This is a genomic window from Algoriphagus aquaeductus (assembly GCF_003253485.1).
GTDB lineage: Bacteria > Bacteroidota > Bacteroidia > Cytophagales > Cyclobacteriaceae > Algoriphagus > Algoriphagus aquaeductus.
Genome location: NZ_QKTX01000011.1, coordinates 64222 through 89785 on the forward strand (window position 1 = coordinate 64222; position 25564 = coordinate 89785).

Annotated in this window: 18 protein-coding genes; 10 read left to right on the forward strand and 8 right to left on the reverse strand. The window is 43.8% G+C overall.

Features of this window, described 5'->3' with window-relative positions:
* Positions 1 to 89: 89 nt before the first annotated feature.
* From CLV31_RS14820 to panC, 5 genes are all read right to left on the reverse strand, one after another.
* Complete coding sequence (locus CLV31_RS14820) at positions 90 to 1229, reverse strand: acyl-CoA dehydrogenase (protein ID WP_111393797.1); 1140 nt, start codon at positions 1227 to 1229, stop codon at positions 90 to 92.
* A 103-nt stretch (positions 1230 to 1332) separates the two neighbouring features.
* Complete coding sequence (locus CLV31_RS14825; RefSeq protein ID WP_111393689.1) at positions 1333 to 2019, reverse strand: zinc metallopeptidase; 687 nt, start codon at positions 2017 to 2019, stop codon at positions 1333 to 1335.
* 34 nt (positions 2020 to 2053) lie between these two features.
* A complete protein-coding gene (locus CLV31_RS14830) occupies positions 2054 to 3061 on the reverse strand; it encodes a lysylphosphatidylglycerol synthase transmembrane domain-containing protein (protein WP_111393690.1) in 1008 nt (335 codons plus the stop codon).
* A complete protein-coding gene (panD, locus tag CLV31_RS14835) occupies positions 3061 to 3408 on the reverse strand; it encodes an aspartate 1-decarboxylase (RefSeq protein ID WP_111393691.1) in 348 nt (115 codons plus the stop codon). Before panD ends, CLV31_RS14830 begins: the two co-directional genes overlap by 1 nt.
* 24 nt (positions 3409 to 3432) lie before the next feature.
* Positions 3433 to 4281 carry a pantoate--beta-alanine ligase gene (panC, locus tag CLV31_RS14840; RefSeq protein WP_111393692.1) on the reverse strand — a complete coding sequence of 283 codons (849 nt, stop codon included), beginning with the start codon at positions 4279 to 4281 and terminating at the stop codon, positions 3433 to 3435.
* Between the two features lie 125 nt (positions 4282 to 4406).
* Between panC and CLV31_RS14845 the strand changes: the two genes are divergently transcribed.
* From CLV31_RS14845 to glmS, 3 genes are all read left to right on the forward strand, one after another.
* Positions 4407 to 5219 (forward strand): glycogen/starch synthase, encoded by an 813-nt coding sequence (locus tag CLV31_RS14845; protein ID WP_111393693.1) that lies wholly within the window; start codon positions 4407 to 4409, stop codon positions 5217 to 5219.
* A complete protein-coding gene (locus tag CLV31_RS14850) occupies positions 5146 to 6549 on the forward strand; it encodes a DUF4270 family protein (RefSeq protein ID WP_111393694.1) in 1404 nt (467 codons plus the stop codon). The genes CLV31_RS14845 and CLV31_RS14850 overlap by 74 nt, the downstream gene beginning before the upstream one ends.
* 121 nt (positions 6550 to 6670) lie before the next feature.
* Entirely contained in the window at positions 6671 to 8512 is a 1842-nt protein-coding gene (glmS, locus tag CLV31_RS14855; RefSeq protein ID WP_111393695.1) for a glutamine--fructose-6-phosphate transaminase (isomerizing), read from the forward strand.
* Positions 8513 to 8547: 35 nt separating this feature from the next.
* Here glmS and CLV31_RS14860 read toward each other — a convergent pair whose 3' ends face one another.
* Positions 8548 to 8772, reverse strand: a complete 225-nt coding sequence (locus tag CLV31_RS14860; RefSeq protein WP_111393696.1) for a Kazal-type serine protease inhibitor domain-containing protein — start codon at positions 8770 to 8772, stop codon at positions 8548 to 8550.
* A 112-nt stretch (positions 8773 to 8884) separates the two neighbouring features.
* Here CLV31_RS14860 and prfA point away from each other — a divergent pair, with 112 nt between their 5' ends.
* Positions 8885 to 9958, forward strand: coding sequence for a peptide chain release factor 1 (gene prfA, locus CLV31_RS14865; RefSeq protein ID WP_111393697.1), 1074 nt, complete (start codon positions 8885 to 8887; stop codon positions 9956 to 9958).
* A 79-nt stretch (positions 9959 to 10037) separates the two neighbouring features.
* Positions 10038 to 10562 (forward strand): GNAT family N-acetyltransferase, encoded by a 525-nt coding sequence (locus CLV31_RS14870; RefSeq protein WP_111393698.1) that lies wholly within the window; start codon positions 10038 to 10040, stop codon positions 10560 to 10562.
* Between the two features lie 19 nt (positions 10563 to 10581).
* Here the strand turns inward: CLV31_RS14870 and CLV31_RS14875 are convergent, their stop codons facing one another.
* Both CLV31_RS14875 and CLV31_RS14880 read right to left on the reverse strand, forming a co-directional pair.
* A complete protein-coding gene (locus tag CLV31_RS14875; RefSeq protein ID WP_111393699.1) occupies positions 10582 to 11823 on the reverse strand; it encodes a cystathionine gamma-synthase family protein in 1242 nt (413 codons plus the stop codon).
* 206 nt (positions 11824 to 12029) lie between these two features.
* Positions 12030 to 14840, reverse strand: a complete 2811-nt coding sequence (locus CLV31_RS14880) for a YCF48-related protein (RefSeq protein ID WP_111393700.1) — start codon at positions 14838 to 14840, stop codon at positions 12030 to 12032.
* Positions 14841 to 15202: 362 nt separating this feature from the next.
* Here CLV31_RS14880 and CLV31_RS14890 point away from each other — a divergent pair, with 362 nt between their 5' ends.
* The 5 genes from CLV31_RS14890 (at position 15203) to CLV31_RS14910 (ending at position 25547) form a co-directional block, all read left to right on the forward strand.
* Positions 15203 to 15856 (forward strand): Tll0287-like domain-containing protein, encoded by a 654-nt coding sequence (locus CLV31_RS14890; RefSeq protein ID WP_111393702.1) that lies wholly within the window; start codon positions 15203 to 15205, stop codon positions 15854 to 15856.
* A 259-nt stretch (positions 15857 to 16115) separates the two neighbouring features.
* The gene (locus CLV31_RS14895) at positions 16116 to 19268 is read left to right on the forward strand and encodes a SusC/RagA family TonB-linked outer membrane protein (RefSeq protein WP_111393703.1); all 3153 of its coding nucleotides are present in this window, start codon (positions 16116 to 16118) and stop codon (positions 19266 to 19268) included.
* 12 nt (positions 19269 to 19280) lie between these two features.
* Positions 19281 to 21140: a RagB/SusD family nutrient uptake outer membrane protein gene (locus CLV31_RS14900; protein WP_111393704.1), complete on the forward strand. Its 1860-nt coding sequence runs from the start codon at positions 19281 to 19283 to the stop codon at positions 21138 to 21140.
* Positions 21141 to 21194: 54 nt separating this feature from the next.
* Positions 21195 to 24536 (forward strand): VCBS repeat-containing protein, encoded by a 3342-nt coding sequence (locus CLV31_RS14905; RefSeq protein ID WP_245943414.1) that lies wholly within the window; start codon positions 21195 to 21197, stop codon positions 24534 to 24536.
* Between the two features lie 54 nt (positions 24537 to 24590).
* Positions 24591 to 25547, forward strand: a complete 957-nt coding sequence (locus CLV31_RS14910) for a formylglycine-generating enzyme family protein (protein WP_111393705.1) — start codon at positions 24591 to 24593, stop codon at positions 25545 to 25547.
* The last annotated feature ends 17 nt before the right edge of the window (positions 25548 to 25564 follow it).

Genomic DNA, 25564 nt, shown 5'->3' on the forward strand with positions numbered 1-25564 from the left:
CATAACTATTTTGAAGATAAGCTGAAAAAAGTAAAAAAAAGGGCATAAAAATTTGCATCTATACCCTTTTTGATGGCTAGTCTTATGGATTATTTCAAGATTCCTCTGGAAATAACTATTCTCTGGATTTCTGAGGTCCCTTCGTAGATTTGGGTGATCTTGGCATCTCGCATCAGTCGTTCGACATGGTACTCTTTGACATAGCCATATCCTCCATGAACTTGCACAGCCTCCACAGTGACATTCATCGCTACCTCAGAAGCATATAGCTTGGCCATGGCAGAGGCATGTGCATAATCCTCGCCTTGATCTTTTAGCCATGCAGCCTTATAAACAAGTAATCGTGCTGCCTCAATTTGAGTGGCCATGTCAGCCAATTTGAACTGAATAGCCTGATGCTGACTGATCGGTTTGCCAAATGCTTTTCGTTCTTTGGAGTAGGCCAACGCTAATTCATAAGCACCGGAAGCAATCCCCAATGCCTGCGCTGCGATTCCGATCCTTCCGCCGTTTAAAGTTTCCATGGCAAAAGTGAATCCAAATCCTTCTTCACCAATGCGGTTTTCCGCAGGAACTTTGACATCCGTAAACATCAACGAATGGGTATCTGAACCCCTGATTCCGAGTTTGTCTTCTTTTTTACCAATAACAAATCCTTCCCAGCCTTTTTCTACAAGGAATACGGAAATCCCCTTGTGACCTTTACTGGCGTCAGTTTGGGCAATTACCAGGTAAACACTCGCCGTTGAGCCATTGGTGATCCAGTTTTTAGTCCCATTGAGTACATAGTGATCCCCATTCCATTCGGCGGAGGTACGCTGAGATGTGGCATCTGATCCTGCCTCGGGTTCGGAAAGGCAGAATGCTCCTAAAATTTCACCTGTTGCCAATCGGGTCAGGTACTTTTGCTTCTGTTCTTCTGATCCATATTTTTCCAATCCCCAGCATACCAGGGAGTTGTTGACAGACATGGAGACTGAGGCTGAGGCGTCGATTTTGGACAATTCTTCCATAGCAATAACATAGGAAATGGTGTCCATTCCACCTCCATTGTATTTGGGGTCGACCATCATTCCCAGAAAGCCCAAATCCCCCATTTTTTTGATTTGTTCATGAGGGAATTTTGCTTCTGAATCCCGATCAATAACTCCGGGAAGTAATTCGCTTTGAGCAAATTCCCTTGCTGCTTCCTGCACGGCCAGATGCTCTTCAGTCAATTGAAAGTTCATAAGGGTAGTCAAATTTTTGGGTTTAAATTCTGCCCGAAAAGATAGCCTAAAAAAAGAAAAGGGACAAAAACTTGTCCCTTTCCGAATATTATTTTGATTTGGATCAATCTCTATTGCCGAAGAACACAAAGATATAATAGGCGAGGGTTGCCAAAGAAGCCAATGCTGCCACCACATAGGTCATAGCAGCCCATTTCAACGCATCTTTGGACATCTCATATTCAGGTCTGGTGACGATATTTCTGTTTTGAACCCAAGCAAGTGCTCTGTTTGAAGCATCAAATTCTACCGGCAAAGTCACCAAAGTGAACAGGGTCATTACGGAATAAGATCCCACTACAATGTAACCGATAATGGGAACAGGAAGTCCCAGAGCAAAGCCACCAAAAAGGGAGGCAATCAAGACGATGTTGAGGATTTTCCCGGAAATATTCTGAACAGGTACTAAGGCCGAACGGAAATTAAGCCAGGCATAAGAAGTAGCGTGCTGCACGGCGTGTCCGCATTCGTGTGCTGCGACAGCTGTAGCGGCGGCGTTCCTTCCATAGTATACATCAGGAGACAGGTTGACTGTCCGATCCATGGGATTGTAGTGGTCTGTAAGCTGACCTTCCACACAGATGACTTGTACATCATGGGTATTATGATCTGCCAGCATCAGTTTGGCGATTTCGGCACCGGATAAGTTGGCCTGCAAGGCAGTTTGAGAGTATTGCTTGAATTTGCTCTTCAATCTACTGCTGACTACAAATCCAAGAATTGCAAATACGACTACGATAAGGATAATCATTGTTATTGTTGTTTAACTGGGTGTGGTTACGAATTTAAGGCATGTCGGGTTTATTCCAAGCGGGGGTTTTCACCATGATGATCCAGCTCCACAAGCCTGCCAGCATGACCAAGATCACCTGCGAGCCGTGAATGATGGCGGCGAAAATTTTTCCGTCGGTTTCCGATATTCCAAAGGTGATCAAAATGTAGGCCACCAGTGCATGAAAAGTCCCAATCCCACCCTGAACTGGCGCAACCATGCCAATACTTCCCATCACCATAACCAAAAGGACTTGTGTTGCCGACAAATTGGCAGTGGAATGAATGCCCAAGGAAACTGTATACATGGTCAGGAAATAGATGACCCAAATCAATACTGAACTCAACCAAAAACCCAAAGGATGCTGGACCGATTGGATGGACTGAAGACCTGAATATAATTGTCTGAAAAACTGCTGAAACTTACTGATCCAGCCTTTCCCACGGTATCGTCTAACTAGGAAAAAAACAAACAGAACGAATACCAGCAGTCCTCCAATAACAATTGGCAGAAAGTTCAGGATTTTGTCTCCAATTGTTTCCAAATCTACCAATTCACCGGCAAGTGAAAGGAACAGTTGATTTTCCAAAAGGAAGGCTAAGAGAATGGTGGAAATTAGAAAAAGCAGATCAATGCTTCTTTCTATTATCACCGTTCCAATCAAGTGCCCGATTGAAGTCCCATTGGTACGGGATAACACCCCGCAGCGGGCTACTTCTCCGGCTCTAGGCACCAAAAGATTGGCTAAATAGCCCACCATGACCGCATGGTAGGCGCGGTTTGCGGTAATGGGTGATTTTCCTTCTTCATGTCGAATAAGTAAGGCCCATCTCCAACCTCTGATCCAAAATCCAATCCAGGCGATTACCAGAGAAAAAGTAATCCAAAACCAATTGCTCGATTGGAGCTGTGAGATCAAGCTGGCTAATTCGATATCCCGGTATAAAAACCAAAAAATCCAGATGGCCACTCCCAATGAAATGGACACCTGGATGGTTTGTTTTACTTTTGGATGAAGCATTAGATCAGTTTATTTCTTTCGTCAGGAAAGATCAAAACAGGCTTGTACTGCTTGGCTTCTTCGATCGCCATTCCTGCATAGGAAATTATGATGACAATATCTCCAACTGCTGCTTTTCGTGCAGCCGGTCCGTTGAGGCACACCTGACCACTTCCCCTTTCCCCTTTTATGACGTAGGTTTCGAGCCGTTCTCCGTTGTTGACATTGACGACTTGCACTTTTTCATTTTCGATAAGATGGGCCGCGTCCATCAGATCTTCATCAATCGTGATAGAGCCTACATAATGAAGCTCGGCTTGGGTGATTTTCACCCGGTGAATTTTGGATTTTAATACCTGAATCTGCATTGGTTTAGTTTTTCCGTCGCGAAATTAGAGAATAATCGGCAGGTTGTCGATCAATCTCACCTCACCGATATAGGCTGCAACACAAATCGAGGATTTTTGATTCGGATCAAAATGCTCTTTTAATTCAAAGGTATCGGGATCAACCAACTCAAAATATTCCAGGTTGCCAGAATCCATCCTGAAAAATTTGCTTTCTATTTGGGCTTTTACTTTTTGCCATGATTCTCCGGATTCAAGCTGGGATTGGGCTGTCTTTAAGGCTTCAACTAAAACCAGCGCCTGCTTGCGCTCTTCCGAATTCAATCTCAGATTTCTGGAAGACATGGCGAGTCCATCCTCTTCTCTCCGAGTCGGAACTACTTCCAGATCCAGATCAAATGAAAGATCACGAACTAGTCGCTTGATGACGGCTACTTGCTGCAGGTCCTTCTGCCCAAAATAAGCCGTTTGCGGCTTGATGATGTGGAAAAGTTTAGCAACTACCGTTCCTACGCCATTGAAATGTCCAGGTCGAAATCTGCCTTCCAGTACTGTTTCCAGTTCGCCAAAGTTTAGGGTAAGTCCCGGTTTGGAAGGATACATGGTTTCTACAGTAGGATTAAAAACATAATCCACGCCATAGCTTTCGAGCTTTTCCAAGTCCTTTTCAAGCGTGATGGGATACTTTTTAAAATCCTCCGGATTATTGAATTGGGTAGGATTGACAAAAATGGAAACGACAGTAATCTCCATCTGGGATTTGCTTTTTTCCACCAAGTCCAAATGTCCTTGGTGAAGAGCGCCCATGGTCGGGACCAGTCCTATTTTTTGATTTTTTTGAAGGTGGTTGAGCCAGTGGGGGTTCCATTCGGCTCTTGTGCGGATTAGCTTCACGGCGAGGCAGTATTTCGGCTAAATTGGGGCAAAACTAGATTAATATCCAGAAATACAATGCTTTTAGGCTTTTTTTATTTACCTTTGTGCCCGTTGTTTATCACGATCATTAAAATCCCTATAGCATGTCCAAACTACGTATCCTCTACGTTGCTAGTGAAATCAACCCTTTCTTACAAACTTCCGAAGTAGCCAATTTCTTACGAACTCTCCCCCAAGCCATGCAGGAGCGCGGTATGGAGATCCGTATTTTGGTACCAAGGTTTGGGTTGATCAACGAGCGCAAAAACAGACTCCATGAAGTAGTAAGACTTTCCGGGATAAATATTGCAGTTGGAGAAGAAGAAAAGCCTTTGATCATCAAAGTGGCTTCGATTCCCAATGCAAAGCTTCAGGTTTACTTTATTGACAATGAAGATTATTTCCAGCGCAAGCATGTCTTTCATGACAAGCAGCAGCGGTTTTATGAAGACAATGACGAGCGCGCTATTTTCTTTTGCAAGGGTGTAATCGAAACCGTGAAGAAATTGGGTTGGGCTCCTGACATTGTGCATTGCAATGACTGGATGACATCTCTGATTCCGATGTATCTGAAGACCACTTACAAAAATGAGCCGCTTTTCAAGGATACGAAAACTGTTTTTGCCATCTATAACAATGGATTTTCCCATACCTTTGGCGACGATTTGTTAAACAAGGTTAAGATGGTGGACATCGATGACACTATTTTAGCACCTTTGAAAAGCAAAGACTTCGCAGGCTTCATCAAGATGGGTATGGAATATGCCGATCGGGTGGTCAAAGGCTCTGAAGTACCGGCAGAATTAAACCAACTCATCGAGGAGTTCTCAAAAGACAAAAAGTTTGAAATCAGTATTGAAGAAGAGCAGCAAGCTCACGACGAACTTTACGGGATTTATACCAGCCTTGCGGGCTAAGTTTACCTTTTCCGCCCTACTTATTACTACCCTTTTTCTCGGCGCCTGTAGTGATCCCGCTACAGTGGGATTGGAGCTTGCTCCCCAGAATAATCAAATAGGAGTATTTTATAAGGAATTTACGCTTGACGCTCAGGTGGTATTGTTGGATTCATTTAACACTACCAATGCAGGCGTTTTGGTGGTGGGGAATGAAGTGGATTCTTACTTTGGAAAAACCGCCAGCGAAGCATATACCAGGTTATACATCGAACAAGGAGCGGAGAGACCCAGAACTGAGGCTATTTTAGATTCCATCTTCTTTACCCTTTCCACAGTCAGCGTGAATGGTTCTGATTTGGACAAACCCAAAAAATATTCGGTCCATCTCCTGACCGAGCCTATTCAAGACACATCCTATTACAATTTTAGTAAGCTTGCTTTTCAGGCAAATCCGATTGCAGAAGGAGAAATGGTCTTCAAAGACTCCAAAGATACCCTGATCAAATTACCTTTAGTGGAGGACTTCACCAATGAGCTTTTTACGAAGCTCAAGAGAGGGCAAGAATTTGACAATCTATTTGCTTTCCGAAGATTTCTTCCCGGAGTAGTTATCAAAGGAAGAGAAGGTGATAATACCACTGCTGGCTTTTCTCAGGGTGGAAATACAGGGATCTTTGTTTATTATCATTACCAAGGAGACACTGCCGTGAAAAAGTATTCGATTTCTACTTTTTCTTCCAGGAGCTTTAATTCCGTGGATTCAGACCGCTCAGGGACTCCTACCGAGGTCATAGCCGAATATCAAAAATCATATGATACAGGACCTATAGTAGGTATGAAATCTGGGCTAGGGCTTGCATTGAGAATTGACACCAGCCCAATTGGGGAATTTCTGGACACACTTCAGGGTGTCATTTTCAATCAGGTAAATTTTTCCTTAGGTCCAATTGTTGACCAAGATGCCAACAATGTTCCTATTTCCACCATGATAATGAAACTAGTCGATTCCCAAAATCGGGTATTATTAAGTTCATTCAATGGAGCAGAGCTCAATGTTCAGGGCGATGCTCAAGTTCAGGTGCTGGATGACGGCAAAGGCAATCTGATTCCCAATTATACTTTTCTTTCTTCAGCTTTAGTGGAATACTCCTCTGCTAATAAAATTTACAGGTCGGGAATTTCTTCCCACGTTAATGCAGTATTTCGGGGCCAGCTTCAACGGCAAGATTGGTTGCTATATGCTTTTACCCCTCGGGATGGCAGTGATGATTTCAAACGCTCTTTAAGGCAGTTCAAAGTCAATAAAAACAACATCAAAGTTACCGCTATCTATTCTAAGACCAGATAGTCGGATATTTTGCAAAAGTCACTGTGATCCACTTTTAGTTTTTCTAGAAGTGGATTATTTTTTTTGGCACGAATGCTGTTTCTTTGTGCAAGTACTTACCAACTTTTAAGAATTTTTACTTATGTGTGGAATTGTCGCGTATGTAGGGCAGCAAGAAGCGCTGCCCATTATCATTAAAGGCCTTAAGCGATTGGAATACCGGGGATATGATTCTGCCGGCGTTGCATTGATCGACCAAAAAGGTCTCAGTATCTACAAGAAAAAAGGGAAGGTCTCCGAACTGGAGAATCATCTTGCTGAGAATGGAAACCTGAAATCCCGAATCGGAATCGGTCATACCCGTTGGGCAACCCATGGTGAACCCAATGATGTAAATGCTCACCCTCATTATTCTTCCTCAGAGAAATTTGCAATGATCCATAATGGGATTATTGAAAATTATGAGGTTTTGAAAAAAGACCTCCTGCAAAAGGGATATCAGTTTCAGAGTGAGACCGACACCGAAGTGTTTGTGAAGTTTATAGAAGACATCTATACCCACAATAACTGTACATTGGAAGAAGCTTTGCGCCTGGCACTTCAAAAAGTAGTCGGAGCTTATGCTATCGTTTTGATCAATTTAGAGGAGCCAGACACGTTGATTGCCGCCCGAAAAGGTTCGCCTTTAGTTATCGGGGTAGGAGAAGACGAGTTTTTCCTAGCCTCAGATGCCACTCCGATCATCGAATATACCAACAAGGTCGTCTACCTTGATGATTACGAAATCGCGGTAATCCGTGACGGAAAGCTTCAGGTGAAAACTATTGAGAATATTGAGACCAGTCCGTATATCAATCAGCTGGAACTGGAACTGGAAGCGATCGAAAAAGGCGGATATGAACACTTCATGCTCAAAGAGATCTTTGAGCAGCCCAAATCTATAGCAGACTGTCTCAGAGGAAGACTCGATCCCAAATCAGGACGATTGGTTTTGGGGGGATTGAGAGATTATATGAATAAGTTTAACAATGCCGAACGAATCATCATTACGGCTTGTGGCACTTCATGGCATGCTGGATTGGTCGCTGAATATCTTTTCGAAGAGTTTGCCCGGGTACCTGTCGAAGTAGAATATGCTTCCGAGTTCAGATACCGAAATCCGGTGATCACAGATAAGGATTTTATCATAGCAATTTCTCAATCCGGAGAAACAGCAGATACGTTGGCAGCTATTGAGTTAGCGAAGTCAAAAGGAGCGACTATTTTCGGAGTTTGTAATGTGGTAGGATCTTCTATTCCAAGAACCACCCATGCCGGATGCTATACTCACGCCGGCCCGGAGATTGGAGTTGCTTCCACCAAAGCATTTACTGCACAGATTTCGGTATTGACTATGATGGCTTTAAAACTTGGCTATCAGCGAGGTACTTTGCCTGAAAGTAAATACATTCTGATGCTCCACGAATTGGCTGACATCCCTGCCAAGGTCGAAAAGGCCCTTCAGACCAATGATGCGGTCAAGAAAATCGCAGAGAAATACAAAGACGCCCGCAATATGCTCTATCTGGGGCGAGGATATAATTTCCCCGTAGCCTTGGAAGGGGCACTCAAGCTGAAAGAAATCTCTTACATCCATGCCGAGGGATATCCGGCTGCAGAGATGAAACATGGTCCCATCGCCCTCATTGATGAGGAAATGCCGGTCATTTTCATTGCTACACTGGACAGTTCTTACGAAAAAGTGGTCAGCAACATTCAGGAAGTAAAAGCCCGTAAAGGAAAAGTAATCGCTGTGGTAACTGAAGGGGATAAGCAAGTCAAGGCTTTAGCAGACCATGTAATCGAAATTCCGCCAACAAATGAAGCCTTTACCCCATTGCTCTCTGTGATCCCGCTCCAATTGCTTTCTTATCATATCGCTGTGATGAGGGGATGTAATGTGGATCAGCCGAGAAATTTGGCTAAGTCGGTGACGGTAGAGTAATGTTCAAAAATAAAGCTCGGATTTTTTCGGGCTTTTTACTTGCAAGCCCCTGCCGTCCAAGATTTTAGTCCTGCCAAATCTGCGGTACACGCGTTTGGGTAGGTCTTTCCATCACAACCACAGACGGGGGTGTAGTCAAAAGTGCATGGACCACTTCTGATTTTTTCCGGATCAATGCAATTGGAGAGAGGTTCTTCTTTTTCACAGTGCGAAAAAATGAAAATGGAGGCAAAGAACAGGATTGATGGTAATTTTCTCATACCATCTTGACGAGATTATCCTCATTTCCGCTACAAATGCGTTCCTTCCGGTAAGAATTGGCAATAGCCTAGCCGATAAAATCCGTACTTTTGCGCAGCCAAGGAAAAACCCATGCTGGATAAATTACAAGCCCTAAAGGAGAGATTTGAAGAAGTAGGTCAATTGATCATTTTACCAGATTCCATGTCTGACATGAGCAAGTATGCCAAGCTCACCAAAGAATACAAGGATCTGGAAAAAATTGTGTTCGCTTACGACGAATATTCCTTGATTCTTCAAAATATCGATAGCTCAAAAGAGATGCTGGAAAAGGAAAAGGATCCCGAATTCAGGGAAATGGCCAAGGCGGAGTTGGATGAATTGCGTGAGCGGAAGATTACCTTGGAAGAAGAGTTGAAGCAATTGCTGATTCCGAAGGATCCCAATGACTCCAAGGACTGTATTTTGGAAATCCGTGGAGGTACCGGAGGTGATGAGGCCGCAATTTTTGCAGGAGATCTTTTCAGAATGTATGAGCGATTTTGTGAGATGCAGGGCTGGAAACTCACCGTGTTGGACTTGACTTTTGGATCTGCGGGTGGCTATAAAGAAATCATCGCGACAGTATCCGGGGCAGATGTCTATGGCATGCTGAAATATGAATCTGGGGTGCATCGGGTTCAACGTGTACCCGCTACGGAATCACAGGGAAGGGTGCATACCTCAGCAGCCTCTGTGGCGGTACTCCCCGAAATGGACGAAGTCGAGGTACATCTGGACATGAATGATATCCGAAAAGATACCTATTGCTCGTCTGGTCCGGGAGGTCAGTCGGTCAATACAACGTATTCAGCAGTCCGATTGACGCACAATCCGACCGGATTGGTGGTCACATGTCAAGATGAAAAATCCCAGATTAAGAACTTCGAAAAAGCATTGAAAGTACTTCGGTCCAGACTGTATGAGATCGAGCTTGCCAAGCACAATGAGGCCGTTGGAGCACAACGAAAATCCATGGTCGGCAGCGGGGATCGATCGGATAAAATCCGAACATACAACTATCCACAGTCTCGGGTCACCGACCATAGAATCAACAAAACCGTGTATAATCTGCCGGATGTCATGGACGGGCATATCGAAGAATTCATTTCAGCCTTGAGACTTGCCGAAAATTTAGAAAAAATGCAGGCTGGAGGAATTGAGTAATCGGTATAGGCTTTGCAAGAATGATTTAAGCAAGTATATTGACTAAATAAAATCCCACTAAAGTAAACCCGGCAACATTATGATTATTGAAGGAGAAAGAGAGATCAACCTGGTGACATGGAGCGAATCTCATTTTCATCAGCTCTATCCTTTGGCCAATAATCCCAAAATTGCCATGAATCTCCGGGACAGTTACCCCCAGCCTTATACGATTCATGATGCGAGACATTGGATTGAACACAATCAGAAATTTAATCCGCCCCAAAATTTTGCGATTGAATTTGAAGGAAGGCTCGCGGGATCAATTGGCGCTGAGCGTGGAAAAGATGAATTGCGCACCAACATGGAGTTGGGTTTTTGGATCGGTGAGCCCTTTTGGGGAAAAGGTATAGCCACCGAAGCGGTCAAACTCTACACGGATTACATTTTTCAAAAATTCGATATTCAGCGGATTTTTGCCCAGGTATATGATTTCAATGGAGAATCCATGAATGTGCTCGAAAAGGCCGGATATATTCCTGAAGCCATATTGAAAAAGGGATTTATCAAAAGGAGCAGGATAGGAGATATCTTCCAATATGTAAGAATAAGGGATGAAGAATAGACTTCATCCCTTTTTACTTTTAGACTACTTTTTCCAGTGCTTGCTGAATATCCCAAATAAGATCTTCGTGGTGCTCCACTCCGATGGAAAGGCGGATTAGCTTATCGGAGATTCTAAGTTGGGCTCTGTCTTCGTCACTGACATCACTGTGAGTCATTGTCGCAGGATGCTCGGCAAGTGACTCCGTGCTACCCAGCGAAACAGCCAAGTGAAAGAGCTTGAGGTTATCCAAAAACGTGAAGGCCTCTTTTTCTCCTCCCTGTATATCAAAAGAAACCATGGCTCCTGCACAGGTCAGCTGCTTTTTAAAAATGCGATATTGGGCAGAGTTTTCGGGTAGATGTCCGAGGTAATACACTTTTTGGACCTTGGGGTGAGCCGCCAGAAAATCAGCTACTTTTGCGGCATTCTCAGCCTGTTGGGTCATTCGGACTTTGAGTGTCTCCAAGCTACGCATGAGAAGCCAGCCTGTCCAGGGTCCGGCCATATTGCCCAGAAAAGTCCGGAGTGTTCGGACCCGCTTCATCAATTCTTTTTTTCCTAACACTGCCCCTGCGATCAAATCAGAATGGCCACCGATATACTTGGTGGCAGAATACATGACCAAGTCTGCTCCATGCTTGAGGGGATGCTGCCAAAGAGGCCCCATATAGGTATTGTCCACGACCAAATAGACCGGGCAACTGTCTGTACTCAGACGGTCCGCGACATTCCGGCACAGTTCCAGATCAAAAAGCGCATTGGTTGGATTAGCAGGAGTTTCTACATACACCAATTTCACCAGGGTTCCTGCCACCCTATTAACAATATCATCCAACGAGTCCTCAGGAGTGAATCCGATACCCTTGATGCCATATTGGGGCAGCACTTTATTGATAAAGTGGTCAGTGCCTCCATATACTGGCTTACTGTACAAAAGCGTGTCTCCAGGTCTGAGGAATTCCAAAAGAACAGTGGAAATGGCCGACATTCCGCTTTCAAACACCGTGCATTCCTCGGCTTGGTCCCAAAGACACAGCCGTTCTTCCAAAATTTGAAGGTAAGGGTTATTGAGTCGGGAATAAATCAATCCGGGTTCTTCTCCGGGAGATTTCTCCCGTTTGCCATAGGCAAGTTCAAAAAATTCCTTTCCTTCTTTGGCTGTCTTGAAGACAAAGGTTGAGGTCTGAAATATCGGGCACTTGATAGCGCCCTCTGACAATTCCGGCTTGTAGCCATGGGACATCATCAGGCTTTCGGGTTGAAAATAACGGGAGTTCATTTGGGTTTATATTTTCCCAAAGGAGAGAAAAATACCCATGATTTACAATCTTGGCTTCCTAATTATATTTTGATTATTTTTTATTTACAGCTTAAAAAATGAATAGTATGCATTTTTTCAAAAATTTATTCTTTATTTACCAAATAAAATTTGGATTACCTTTTGGATTTTATCCGGGGGAAGAAGTTAATTTTTTAAGGAATCGATTACTTAACTATGATTTTTCGGGTCAAGGATCCATTTCTACCAGACAGCTGGACAACATGTATCCCTAACGGTATTGCATAAACATCTTTTCTTTTCTCCCCTTGCAAAATAGGGGAGCTGAAAATGACTTGACCCAGGGAGTTTACAATGGCCAAATCATTGAAGCTGTCCAGACTCCCGGAAGAAATGGTAATATTTCCTGAGCTGGGATTTGGGAAAATAGAAAGATCGGTGATCTGTACATGAGGTTCGAGACCTGTAATGATATTCACGTAGACAGGTAAAATTCTTTTGGGTCCAAAGTTGCATTCATTTTGTCCTTCCACCGACAATTCGAAATTTCCTTCGGATTCCCAGAGGACAGTCACGCTGGACGTGCCTTGTCCGGTTAGAATTCGTCCCCCTCCTGATACATTCCAACGGTAGTTTAATCCAGGGATGGAAACGGTCTGATATCGATACTCACCCAAAGCTGTTTGAGGTTCTCCTTGAATCGCAGCCGGTTGATCGGGAGCTTGATTGATGCGGATCGCTTTGGTGATCGGTTCACCTTTGCCGCAGGCATTGCTTGGGGTTACCGCTATTTGATGGTCGCCTGTGTTTTTCCAGTTGACGGTGATTGAGGAGGTGCCTTGACCTGAAGTAATATCTCCGCCTGTTACTTGCCAGGTGAAAGTCACACCACTTAGGTTTGGTGTGGAATAGGTTTCGTTGGAATCTTTACAGACTGACCCGTTGCCGCTAATTGGCTGGGAGATGGTGGGAATCTGAGTAACGGAAACTTCCAAAGCGGATGTTTCCCCGTTTCCGCAAAAATTTGATCTGCTCACCAAAACTGCATTTCGACCTACTTGAGTCCATTCTATCTCGATGGTAGACGATCCTTGCCCGCTTACGATATTACCTCCATCCACTCTCCAGACGATTTCGGATCCTTGCTCAGGTTGGCTGGTAATCGTGTATCTGCTAATTCCCAGGCATTCGGATGAATTGCCGGTGATGGAACTTACATTTCCCGGAGGAGTGCAGGAATAACTGAGAATGGTTCCGTCTTTTCCGACAGCAAAGGCTGAATTTGGGTCTCCGTAGTTGACCGATAGCAAATCTCGGGTTGTTCCACTTTGGATTTTAAACCAAGTCGCTCCTCCATCTTTGGTTTGGTAGGTTACCCCATTTTCTCCAGCTACAATGCCTAATCCCAAATCCCAAAAATCCACAGCGAGTAAATTGACCTGTTCAGGAAAGGGTATTAGTTCCCAAGTTAGTGCCTTGTCTTTTGTTTTGAGGACTACACCTCGATCTCCGACCACAACGGCAGTCGTGGTGTCCAGTTTGGCTATGCCATTGAGATTCTCTTGGGTTATTTTTGGTTGATTTTCCCATACAGATCCACCGAATGTCCTGCTCAATTGTCCGTTTTTGCCGATGGCCAGGCCAAATCCAAAATCAAAATAAATTAGATCACTAAAATCATTTGTTGTATTTGAAGTGATGGTCTGATCCCAAGTCACCCCTGAGTCAAATGATCTGGAGAGGTAGCCATTAGTACCGGTGATATACAAGACCGACGGAGCAAAAAGATAAAACCCTGTTACTTTATTAGGATTGCTGGTTGGGACAGGGACCCAATTTACCCCTGAGTTTCCGGTACGGTATATTTTTCCTCCCACAGAAGAGGCATATCCAAATGAAGTATTCCAAAAATCGATGGTATGCACATCAATTTTTTCAGGAAGAGGTCGGCTGATTAAGGAGGCGGCAGCATTGGTAGTCACATAGAATTCACCGTTTTTTCCGGCAATAAATCCCACGGTATTGGATTTAAAGTCAGTCGTAGAGAAGTCATTTCGGATTCCAGCCTGTCGGGTAGTCCAATTTGCTCCCGCATTGGAGGATAGAAGAATATAGCCATTTTGCCCGGTGGCGAATAATATATTGGAGCTTGGCCTGAAACTGAGATTGGATAGGTTTCTTGTATTCCCGGCTCCCAAGTTTACAGTTCCAAATGTTGCTCCCGAATTGATCGATCGGATCATGGTCGCCGTTTCTCCCACTGCTACCAGAATCCTTGGGTCTACAGGGCTCGCTGCTACTTTTTTGAGCGGAGTGGTGACATTAGTGGGAGAAGGAGTCCAAGTATCTCCTCCATTGGTTGTTCGAAAGAATATACCCTGATTTCCTACTGCATAGCCGATCAACTCACTGGTGAAAAGAATTCCATTGAGCTGTTGGGCGGTGGGAAGTTGAATTTTTTCCCAAGCGATTCCTTTGTTGAAAGTTCGAAAGACTGTACCGCTTTCAGCAGCGATGAATCCGGTGTTTTCATTGATGAAAAAAACCTCGTTGAAATCTAAGGTGGAGTTTGGATTGATTGCAATCCAGTTTATTCCCGAATTGTAGGATATCAATACAGTGCCATCCTCGCCTACTGCTACCCATTGATTATCCCCTGCTTTGGTAATGCTTTTTAAGTTTTTGGTGGTGCCGGATGCTCTTTTTTGCCAGGTTTTACCTCGGTCTTGCGTAGTATATATAGCTCCTTTTTCCCCTACTGCAATTCCATTGGATACATCGTTGAAGCCAAGATCATTAAATCTGGTATCGAATTTTTGAAGGACCTCCATCCAGGTGGTTCCGGCATTTTCTGAATAAATGATCAGATTTTCTCCCACAGCAAAAACCAATTGATCATTGACCCAATGGGTTGACTCCAAATCAAGTCCCCATCCTTGCATCCTGGTCCAAGTTTGTGCCCAGGAATAAGGGCAAAGTGTAAACAGAAAAAATGTGATGGATAGAAGTTTTTTCATTCCGTTTAAAATAAGTCTTTTAAGTTAACTCCAAATCAGGTTACTGGAATTAAAAAAGTAAATTAAGAACAAGAAATGGGTAATTAACAGAACTTTGTTGCCCGAATCAGGTCTTGTCAGTAGAGAATTTAACCCTTGAAAATAATAAACCAAAATTAAGAGTTCTCTCCTGTTCACCATGTAATCTGGTTCACACACACTAGTAATGATCTTTGAATTTGAAGCAAAAAAACCTGATTGGATCATTAGGAGTAATTTCCCGGCAAATTCAGATTCCATTTGAACTCAACTTTCCAATTTAGGACTTATGAAATCGAGCCTGCGGTAGGCAGGTCTGACCTTAAAAAATCAACTATAAAAAGATGAAAAACAACTTCTATTTCTTTCTAGCTGCTACAGCCTTGCTTTCTTGCGGGCCTCAAGAAAGAGTTTCGAAAGAAACTTTTGAAGAAGTCAATCGGAATATGGAGGTCAAAAGACTCACTGAGGCAGAAATTATCAATGAAGCGATGATTTGGGGCGATTCGATCACCAAAGAGGCCCAAAATCAACTGATCACCCAACTTCAGCAAGCCATCGAAAATCAAGGTTTCCCAGGGGCCATTGAATTCTGTCAGGCCAATGCAACTTCCATCCTTGGATCCCTTGGCGAGTCCCATTCGGTTCAGATCAAGCGGGTCTCTAATAGGTATCGAAACCCTTCCGATCAGCCAGAGCCAGTCGAACAACCCATATTAGAGGCTTATGAGTACAATGCTGAAAATGGAATCAAAAGCGATCCAAATATTCAAAAAATTCAAAACGGAGAAGTGCTCCTCTATACCAAGCCCATAGTTATCTCCAATTCGATGTGCTTGAGTTGTCATGGGGAACCAGGTAAAGAAGTGTCTGAGGGTACATTGGCTAAGTTATCGGAGAAATATCCGGCGGATAGGGCACTTGGACATCGCATGGGAGACTTGAGGGGAATGTGGTCAGTCAAGTTGCCCAAAAAAGAAGTTGTTAAGAGACTTTAATTCTGAAAAATATAAAAAGAAATATTTAAGGTATTCAATATGATAATTCTTATAATTAGTATTGCTTATGTAATTAAACTATAATTATTTTAATGTTAAATATTCTTTTTGACTCAAAACATTCTTCTATAAAACTGTTTTTTTACATTGTATTTCAAATAAACAGCATAAAACAGTCAATTTTTAGTCAAAAACAGTTAGTGGATTTTTCATAGATAAGCGGACCTTAGGGTTAGTTTACAATTAACCCAAACTGCCTATGAAGATTTATACCCCTGTCAGGGTTTTTGCCCTGACATTTTTGTCGTGCCTGATGTTTTTAGGTACGGTAATGGCCCAGACCCGGGAGGTGTCTGGAGTAGTTGTTTCAGGAGAAGATAATTTTCCTCTCCCCGGTGTTTCGATTTTAGTGAAGGGCACCACTACAGGAACTGTTACCGATGTGGATGGTAATTTTAGGATTTCAGTTCCTTCCGAATCCTCGGTTTTAGTGTTCTCTTTTATTGGTTTTGTTTCCCAAGAAGTAGTAGTAGGCTCACAATCTACGCTTTCTGTATTGCTCAGCCCTGATACCAAATCTCTGCAAGAAGTAATCGTGGTGGGATATGGTGAGCAAAAGAAAGAAACCATCACAGGTTCTGTAGCTTCTGTTAAAGGAACTGAGCTCGCCAAATCTCCTACCATGAACTTGTCCAATTCCATTGCAGGTCGTATGCCGGGTGTGATTGCTGTGAACCGTTCTGGTGAACCTGGTTATGATGGTTCTGGTATTCGGATCCGTGGCTCCAATACTTTAGGAAACAATGAGGCATTAATTGTGATCGACGGAATACCTGCCCGTGCTGGAGGTTTGGAGCGGATCAACCCAAATGATATCGAAAGTATTTCGGTTCTGAAGGATGCCGCTGCAGCAATTTATGGTTCTCGTGCCGCCAACGGGGTAATATTGGTGACAACCAAAAGAGGCAAAACCGGAAAACCTGAATTGACTTTCCAATCAAATTTTGGTCTTTCTCAACCCACTGTAATCCCTAAGCTTGCAAATGCGGCCCAATACGCTGAAATGCTTAACGATTTGGATATTTATGGCTTGCCCGTCAGTGAATGGGCTGCGGCAAATCAGGCATATAAGTCAACAGGTGAATACACCCGTCCAAACGGGCAGGTAAGAACGGCGCCTTACGGTCCGGAAGAGATCCAAAAATATCGGGATGGTTCTGACCCATGGTTTTATCCCAACACTGATTGGTATAGAGAAACCCTGAAAACTTGGTCACCTCAGCAGCAGTACAATATTCAGATGACGGGTGGAAATGAAAACCTTCGGTATTTAACCTCCATTGGGTATCAAAATCAGGATGCTTACTACAAGAATGCTGCAACTGGCTATAAGCAATATGACTTTAGAGTAAACTTAGATGCCAACATCAATAAATATGTAAAAGTTGGCTTGGGAATCTTAGGTCGAGAGGAATATCGATTCTTCCCTACTAGAGGTGCTGGAGCGATTTTCCGTATGCAGATGCGAGGTAAGCCAAATCAGCCTGCTTATTGGCCAAACGGGCTTCCGGGGCCAGATATCGAAAACGGCGAAAACCCGGTGGTCATCACGACCAATGCTACCGGATATGACCGTGATACACGAGATTACATCCAAACTAACGGTACTTTGGAGATCAAAATCCCAGGTGTGGAAGGCTTGAAAGTCACCGGTACTGCTGCCGTGGATAAATCTATGCGATTCATGAAGCGATGGGAAACTCCTTGGACACTCTATCAGCTAGGAAATGGATTCGAAGATGATGGTGTGACTCCCAAACTGGTGGGTACAGTAAGAGGTCCGGCAGATCCACGTTTGACAGAACAAAATATTAATCAGCTCAATATCCTTTTGGGTACTGTGGTGACATACGAAAAGAAATTCCAAGATAAGCACGGATTCAATATTCTTGCAGGTCTTAATAAAGAGACCGTTGAAGGAAACAACTTCAGCGCTTTCCGTAGATACTTTATCTCTACAGCTATCGATCAAATGTTTGCCGGTGGTGATCTTGAAAGAAACAACGGCGGAGGTGCATTTGAACAGGCACGTATGAACTATTTCGGTCGTGTGGCTTATAACTACAAGGAAAAATACCTGGCAGAATTCCTTTGGAGATATGACGGTTCTTACATTTTCCCTAGAGATACTCGATTCGGTTTCTTCCCAGGGATCATGTTGGGTTGGGTAGTATCTGACGAAAGTTTCTGGCAAAACTCTTTAGGAAAGGCGTTCGATTTCTTCAAAATCAGAGGTTCTTGGGGTCAAATGGGTAACGATCGAATTGCAGAATATCAGTTCCTTTCTACCTACGGATTTAGCTCCTACATCACCAATGGGGTAGAAACCAAAACCCTTTTTGAAACCCGAGTTCCAAACACCGGAATAACTTGGGAAGTAGCCAATAACTCTAACTTGGGTTTTGAAGGGCAGTTTTTGGAAGGAAAGGTTTTCTTTGAATTTGACCTTTTCTACAATAAGCGTACAAACATCCTATGGCAGCGTAACGCTTCTATTCCTCAAAGTACAGGGATTAACTTGCCAGCTGAGAACATCGGTGAGGTGGCCAACAAAGGATTTGACCTGAACTTAGGTTTGAGAGGAACCAAAGGTGAATTGACCTATTCATTCAGTGTAAATGGTGGATATGCCAAAAACGAAATTCTTTTCTGGGATGAAGCCCCTGGAGCTCCAGAGTGGCAACGTTCTACAGGAAAGCCAATGAACACTTTCTTGGTGTACCAATATGACGGTGTGTTCAGGAATCAGGAAGAAATCAATTCTGAGACTATTGATTACTCCAGAATCACCAACAACCTGAGACCTGGTGATATGCGCTATGTGGATTATGATGGAGATGGTAAAATCACACCTGATGACCGTGTGAGAATGGACAACAACGATATTCCACTTTTCCAAGGGGGTGCCAATATCAATTTGCAATGGAGAAACTTTGACATGTCTGTCCTCTTCCAAGGTGCACTCGGAGCTCGGGTATATGTGAGTGCCGGTGAATCTGGAAACATCGGGAACTTCCTTTTGGACATTTATGAAAACAGATGGACAATCGATAATCCAAGCGCTGTACATCCTCGAATTGCAAACCGAAGTGATCAATATTTCTCAGGAGGAAATACCTACTGGTTTAGAAGCTCTGATTACTTGAGATTGAAAAACATGGAAATCGGATACAACCTTCCCGTCCACCTTGCAGAGAAGATTGGAGTAGGTAATCTACGCGTGTTTGCAAACGGACTCAACTTGCTCACATGGGATAAGCTTAAGGTGTATGATCCTGAGTCCAACAACTCTACCGGTCAATACTATCCTCAAGCTAGAATCATCAGCACAGGTCTTTCTGTTACCTTCTAATCATTGTCACTTATGAAAACATCAAAAAAATATTTGGCACTGCTTTTTGCTGCTTTAGTTTCATTCACGGGCTGTAATGACAACTTTCTTGACACACGACCTTTGGGTGAAGTTTCAGAGTCGGCGGTTTGGACTGATATAGCACTTTCTGAAGCGTTTGTCGTCGGGGTGTATCAGGGTTTTGGAAATGGAGGTTTTGACGAGCAAATGCTTGCCTCCTTGACAGATGAAGCCATCTTTACCCACCCTGGAAGAGGGATCACTACCATCACTGAAGCCAGGTCCAATCCTGCTGACATAGGATGGGTGAATGGAACACTCGCATGGAGCAACATGTATGCAAGAACCCGTGCTGCAAACTTGGCAATCAGTAAATTGAGCGACCCCAATTACCCTGTCAAAGGTGCTACTGCAGACCGGATTTTGGGAGAAGCCTATTTCTTAAGGGCTTATTATTCGCATCAACTATTGAGATATTATGGTGGCTTCCCAATCGTTAATGCTCCTTATTCCTTGAATGCGGAGACGTTTTCTATCGCAAGAAATACCTTCGAAGAATGTGTGAACTTCATCGTAGGCGATTTGGATCAGGCGGCTGCTTTGTTGGCTGGGAAATCTGTAATTAGAGGTAGAGCTTCTGAAATTGCTTCCCTGGCATTAAAGTCTCGAGTGTTGCTGTATGCTGCAAGTGACCTTCATGATGGTCCTACAGCCAAAGCGAAATCTTCGCTCCATGCTTCTTTTGCAAACTTGGAAATCTTGGCTTACCCTTCTGGAAACCGTACGGAGAGGTGGCAAAAAGCCCAAGCTGCTGCCAAAGCTGTGTTGGACAAAGCTACTGGTAACCAAATGGGGCTTTCTGCACCAGTGCCTTTTGAAGTAGGGGTTCAAAACTACATCAATAACTCCATGGCAAGAAATGGCGGCGAAAGAGAAATCATTCTTGGTCGCTATTTCATCAACCTTAAAAATGAAAATGGAGGTCGTCAGGGATTGTTTAATGGTCCAAACGGATACAATAACTGGGCTGGAAATACGCCAGTTCAGACCCTAGTCGATGACTATGAAATGATGGATGGAACAAAGTTTGACTGGAATAATCCGGCCCATGCTTCAGCTCCATATAAAAATCGGGAGTCACGCTTTTATGCTTCTGTCCTATATGACGGAGCACAGTGGAAGCCAAGATCTTCTGCCAACCAAGCCAGAGACCCACGTGGCCAGATCCAGACAGGTACATATGAGGTCGTAAACTCTTCAGGTCAAAAAATAACCCACTTTGGATTGGATACCAGAAACTCACCGATCGAAGACTGGAATGGGTCTTACACAGGATACTATTTCCGTAAATTCATCGATGCAAACCCTGCGATTGTGGATCAAAATACTTGGCAAGAAGTTCCTTGGCCGGTATTGAGATACACAGAGGCTGTGCTAAATTACGTAGAAGCGAGTATCGAACTCGGTCAAGATGAGGAAGCAAGAAAATGGCTTAATCAGATCCGATTCCGGGTAGGACAACCAGCTATCACTGAGTCAGGTGACGCTCTCAGACAGCGATACAGGAAGGAACGCAGAATCGAAATGGCCTACGAAGAGCAACGATATCATGATGCTCGTCGCTGGATGATTGCTGCGAGCACTTTAGGAAGGAAAGCCAACGGAATTAACATTACCGGTACGCTCAAGCCAGGTCAGAATGTATCGATCTATCGATACGATCCAGAAATGTACAATTATGTATATAAAGTATTCGAGATAGATCCAGGCAAAGAAAATCGTCAATGGTTGGACAAAATGTACTATCTGCCAATCCATCGGGATGAAATCAATAGAAATGATAAACTGATTCAGAATCCTGGATACGATTAATCCTTATTAATTTGTCTGAGCTATCCCGATTGGGATAGCTCAGATTTTATTACTATGAACTACCGCCAATTTCCCATTTACCTATTTCTTCTGACTTCCATTTTTTTTTCTTGCGAGCAAAAGCCAGCCCTGGAAAATACGAATTCAGAACTTTCCCCTCCCCTATTCCGGCTCCATGCATCTTCAGAGACGGGAATCAATTTCATGAATCCCCTGGAGGAAAACCTAAACCTGAATGTCCTCATGTACGAGTACCTCTACAATGGTGGAGGAGTAGCTGTAGGAGATCTCAACCAAGACGGGTTGGATGATCTGTATTTTTCCTCCAATGTGGGCCAAAACCAAATTTACCTTAACCAGGGTAACCTGAAGTTTAAAGATATTACAGAGGAATCAGGTGCCGGTGGTATCCCCGGTCCATGGAAGACCGGAGTGGTGTTTGTGGATATCAACGGGGATGGACTTTTGGACATTTATCAATGTCGATCAGGCGCTTTGATGCCTGAAAAAAGAAAAAATGAACTTTTTGTAAATCTGGGAAACAACGCCGAGGGTATTCCCCAGTTCAAAGAAATGGCAGAAGAATATGGAATTGATTCTGAAAACACATCTACTTCTGCAGCATTTTTTGATTTCGACCTGGATGGAGACTTGGATCTTTTTCTTCTCAACCATAATACCAAGTCCGTCCAAAATTTGGACGTAACCTTGACCAAAAATCTGCTGAAAGAAAAGCACGAAGCCGGTTCCCAACTTTTTGAAAACCGAAATGGAAAGTTTGTGGAGGTCACTGAGAAGGCAGGGATTTCCTCCTCCAGCCTTTCCTATGGATTGGGTGTAAATGTTTCCGATGTCAATCAGGACGGATGGCCGGATATCTACATAGGCAATGACTACACCATGCCAGATTACCTCTACATCAATCAGAAAGACGGTACCTTTAAAGATCAAATCCAGGAAATGCTGGATTATGTCTCCCATTTTTCCATGGGAAATGATATCGCTGATATCAACAACGACGGACTCGTGGACATTTTCACCTTGGACATGCTTCCTGAGGACAACCAACGTCAAAAACTCCTTCTTTCTCCGGATAATTTTGAAGTATTCCAGCTCAATGTGGACCGGGGCTTTTATTTCCAATACATGCGGAATATGCTTCATCTCAATGCCGGTGGAGGAAAATTTCAAGAGATAGGTCAACTTGCCGGTATTTCAAATACGGATTGGAGTTGGGCGGCCTTGTTTGCAGATTTGGATTTGGATGGCTGGAAGGACCTTTTCATCACCAATGGATACCTGAGGGATTACAACAATCAGGATTTCCTGAAATACATGGACAATTATGTCCAGACCAAGGGAGGACAACTCAAAAGAGAAGATTTATTGGCATTGGTCAAGTCCATGACTTCTTCTAACCTGAAAAATTACACTTTCAGAAACCGGCAGGATCTCACTTTTGAAAATGTCTCGGATTCCTGGGGATTGGCCCAACACGGAAATAGTAATGGCGCAGCCTATGCCGACCTGGACAATGACGGAGATCTGGACCTGATTATCAATAACCTCAATGCTCCGGCAATGGTCTATGAAAATCTCGCCATTCAACAGAAGAAAGGTAATTATCTAACCCTCAAGCTGAAAGGTGAAAATCAGAATACTGCCGGCCTTGGAGCAAAAGTGACACTTTTCACTGCCCAGGGTATTCAATTTCAAGAACTGACTACGTTCAGAGGTTATCAGTCTTCTGTTGCCCCTTATTTAAGCTTCGGTCTGGGAAGTTTGGCAACGGTTGATTCATTGAAAGTCGCTTGGCCGGGAGGAAAAGTGACCCAGCTTGAGAAGGTTGCCTCAAATCAGACCTTGGAAATTTCTCAAGCAGAAGCGAAGAAAGAAAGTACTGGCAAAAGAAGTCCCAGTTCAAAGCTATTTGATCAGATCGCCATAATCCCTGTGGCCAAAGGGCAAAAAGTAAATGACTTCAAGCGCCAACCTTTGCTCAGCTTTGGCATTTCAGGAAATGGAAAAGCAATGGTGCTGGAGGATTTTGACGGAGATGGAATACAAGATTTGTTTGTTGGAGGTGGTGCTGGCGTAAGTGGAAAGTTGATTTATGGTCTGGGAAAAGGCAAACCGAGTAGCATGGATTCCTCTGCCTTTGTGGCAGAACGGTCATCCGAAGATGCCGTGGCCCTGGCTTTTGATGCCAATGGAGATGGTCATTTGGATCTTTTTGTAGGAAGTGGGGGAGTTTATCAATTCAATCTCGGCGATGCAGTTTTGAATGACCGACTTTACCTCAATGACGGCAAAGGGAAATTCCAAAAAATGGAAGGTTTCTTACCCCAAGAGAGCTTTCCTACGGGTGCAGTTTTGGCCGAAGATCTTAATGGCGATGGTATTCTGGATTTGCTCGTAGCCGCTCGAGTCCATCCAGGTCAATATCCTACTTCACCAGGTACAAGAATTTGGATTGGGGATGGCAAAGGGAAATTTTCGGATCAAACCCAATTACTCGGTCCTACACTGGCCCGGCTGGGCATGGTGACCGCAGTAGCCAGTGTGGATTTGAATGGGGACGGGAAAAATGAGCTTATCTTAGTCGGAGATGCTATGCCGATCACTGTCCTTTCCTTAAAAAACCAAATTTGGGAAAATGTCACTCCCGACTATTTTAATCTTCCTCAGATTGGGCTTTGGTCAGAACTCCTAGTTGGAGACTGGGATGGAGATGGCAAGCCTGAGCTTTTTGTAGGCAATCATGGGAGAAATTCGCAGCTTTTTGCCAATGATAATCAACCCATGGAATTGTTATTCAAAGACTTTGACTCCAATGGATCCGTAGATGCCATTTTGAGTTATTACATCCAAGGAGAAAAGTATCCTTCTCCCAGTCGGGACGAAGTGTTGGGTCAGGTGAATTTTTTGAAAAAAAGGTATCTCGATTTTAAGGGTTTTTCAGAGGTAAAAATGGATCAGCTCTTTACACCGGAGGAGCGTAAAGATGCTTCTTCTATTTTTATCAACCGTCTGGAAACCAGCTATTTTTTATTAAACTCGGAGGGAAAATTTATTTCCAAACCCCTGCCTATTGAGGCGCAATTTTCGCCTGTATTTGCAGCTGAAAAGGGGGACTTCAATGGTGATGGTCACCTCGACCTTGCCTTTGGTGGAAACCTGTACGATACCAAATTGAAATTCGGAAGATATGCCGCCAATCATCTTCAGGTGTTCCTTGGCGATGGAAAAGGGAATTTCACATCCAAAACTTCTGCGCTTACTGGAATTTCTATTTCAGGTGAGATACGTGGAATCCAATCCACCAATGAATACCTCTATGTTTTGGAAAAAGGCAAGGGGATTCACATTTATCGCAGCCTTTCATCAAAAGACTAAGCCAAAAAAAACAGAAAAGCCTTATTTTCAAATATTCATGCTCCCAGCAAACCTATGAAGAAGTTTCTAGTCGCCTCCGGTCTGATTATGACGAGTTTTCAGCTCAACAAAACAGCGGTATTTGAGGCTTATACCCAAAAAATTCCCGGAACTCCCGTGTCTTTTGATATGACGCCAATTCCCGCGGGGACGTTCCTGATGGGCTCCAATGATTCCGATTTCCCCGACCAAAACCCTGCTCATGAAGTAAAAGTAGATGGATTTTGGATGGGAACGCATGAGGTGACTTGGGATGCTTTTGAACTTTTTTTAGATAAGCACTACGAGCAGACGATGACTGAAGGCGGAGTGGAAGACCGTGTGGATGGCCTTACCCGTCCAAGTTTGCCTTATTTGGATATGACTTTCGGCATGGGGAAAGACGGCAAACCCGCTGTCGGAATGACTCAGTATGGAGCGATTCAGTATTGCTATTGGCTGTATCTGAAAACAGGGATATTCTACCGCTTGCCTACTGAAGCCGAATGGGAATATGCCGCACGTGCAGAGTCTTTGGATCGTTTTTTCTTCGGAAATGACCCCTCGAAACTTTCCGATTTCGCCTGGACCGCTTCAAACAGCGGTGGGGCTACCCATGAAGTAGGCAAAAAGAAACCGAATCCTTGGGGTCTATATGACATCTATGGCAACGTGCAGGAATGGACGATTGATTTGTATGAAAAGGATTTCTACAGCAGGTCAGACAAGGACAATCCTTTTAATCCGGCGGGTAAACTTTATCCTCATGTTGTTCGCGGTGGAGGTTTTAAAACACCTGAAAGCGAAATTGGATCAGCTTTTCGGGGGGTATCCGATCCTTCTTGGAAGCGCATCGATCCACAGATTCCCAAAAGTCAGTGGTGGTTTCCCGAAGCTCCTTTCATTGGCCTTCGCCTCGTCAGACCACTCAATCCGCCTTCTCCTGAGCAGATTATGGCCTATTACACGCAGGAGCCCATTGCAGATTATTAACAAACCAAAATAACCAT

Excerpts from the sequence above, each read along its gene's own strand:
- CLV31_RS14820 (WP_111393797.1), bottom strand. The coding sequence starts at position 1,229 with ATGAACTTTCAATTGACTGAAGAGCATCTGGCCGTGCAGGAAGCAGCA.
- CLV31_RS14825 (WP_111393689.1), bottom strand. The coding sequence starts at position 2,019 with ATGATTATCCTTATCGTAGTCGTATTTGCAATTCTTGGATTTGTAGTC.
- CLV31_RS14830 (WP_111393690.1), bottom strand. The coding sequence starts at position 3,061 with ATGCTTCATCCAAAAGTAAAACAAACCATCCAGGTGTCCATTTCATTG.
- panD (WP_111393691.1), bottom strand. The coding sequence starts at position 3,408 with ATGCAGATTCAGGTATTAAAATCCAAAATTCACCGGGTGAAAATCACC.
- CLV31_RS14845 (WP_111393693.1), top strand. The coding sequence starts at position 4,407 with ATGTCCAAACTACGTATCCTCTACGTTGCTAGTGAAATCAACCCTTTC.
- glmS (WP_111393695.1), top strand. The coding sequence starts at position 6,671 with ATGTGTGGAATTGTCGCGTATGTAGGGCAGCAAGAAGCGCTGCCCATT.
- CLV31_RS14860 (WP_111393696.1), bottom strand. The coding sequence starts at position 8,772 with ATGAGAAAATTACCATCAATCCTGTTCTTTGCCTCCATTTTCATTTTT.
- prfA (WP_111393697.1), top strand. The coding sequence starts at position 8,885 with ATGCTGGATAAATTACAAGCCCTAAAGGAGAGATTTGAAGAAGTAGGT.
- CLV31_RS14870 (WP_111393698.1), top strand. The coding sequence starts at position 10,038 with ATGATTATTGAAGGAGAAAGAGAGATCAACCTGGTGACATGGAGCGAA.
- CLV31_RS14875 (WP_111393699.1), bottom strand. The coding sequence starts at position 11,823 with ATGAACTCCCGTTATTTTCAACCCGAAAGCCTGATGATGTCCCATGGC.
- CLV31_RS14880 (WP_111393700.1), bottom strand. The coding sequence starts at position 14,840 with ATGAAAAAACTTCTATCCATCACATTTTTTCTGTTTACACTTTGCCCT.
- CLV31_RS14890 (WP_111393702.1), top strand. The coding sequence starts at position 15,203 with ATGAAAAACAACTTCTATTTCTTTCTAGCTGCTACAGCCTTGCTTTCT.
- CLV31_RS14895 (WP_111393703.1), top strand. The coding sequence starts at position 16,116 with ATGAAGATTTATACCCCTGTCAGGGTTTTTGCCCTGACATTTTTGTCG.
- CLV31_RS14900 (WP_111393704.1), top strand. The coding sequence starts at position 19,281 with ATGAAAACATCAAAAAAATATTTGGCACTGCTTTTTGCTGCTTTAGTT.
- CLV31_RS14905 (WP_245943414.1), top strand. The coding sequence starts at position 21,195 with ATGAACTACCGCCAATTTCCCATTTACCTATTTCTTCTGACTTCCATT.
- CLV31_RS14910 (WP_111393705.1), top strand. The coding sequence starts at position 24,591 with ATGAAGAAGTTTCTAGTCGCCTCCGGTCTGATTATGACGAGTTTTCAG.